This is a genomic window from Streptomyces sp. SID12501 (assembly GCF_010550245.1).
Classification (GTDB): domain Bacteria; phylum Actinomycetota; class Actinomycetes; order Streptomycetales; family Streptomycetaceae; genus Streptomyces.
In genome coordinates this window covers 1-400 of record NZ_JAAGLU010000953.1, presented here as the reverse complement: position 1 = coordinate 400, position 400 = coordinate 1, and the positions used below count along the sequence as shown (strand labels likewise).

1 protein-coding gene is annotated in these 400 nt (G+C 61.2%); it reads left to right on the top strand.

The annotated features are described in order from the left end of the window. A partial coding sequence (locus G3I71_RS49295) for an SDR family oxidoreductase (RefSeq protein WP_164325509.1) occupies nt 1–400 on the top strand: 400 nt, incomplete at both ends.

The following is a 400-nucleotide window of genomic DNA, read 5'->3' as shown; positions in this document are numbered from 1 at the left end:
TAACGTCGATCACCTGCTTGACCATGTGTTCGGCGAGTGGGGCGGTTTGGATACGCTGGTTAACAACGCAGGTGGGCAGTTTCCTCAGAACGCCATCGACTTTTCGCGCAAGGGCTGGAATTCGGTTATCGACCTGAACCTGAACGGCACTTGGTGGATGATGCAGGGTGCCGCGCAACGCTGGCGCGACCGGGGCGAGCCCGGCAATGTCATCTCGATCGTGGCGCATGTCGAACGCGGCATGCCGCAGGCGGCGCATACTTGCGCGGCGCGGGCAGGGGTGATCTATCTTAGCCGGACGGTTGCGACGGAATGGGCCCCCTTGGGTATTCGCGTCAACTGCATAGCGCCGGGCGCCATTGCGTCCGAGGGGTTGTCGAAATATCCTGAACACGCAACT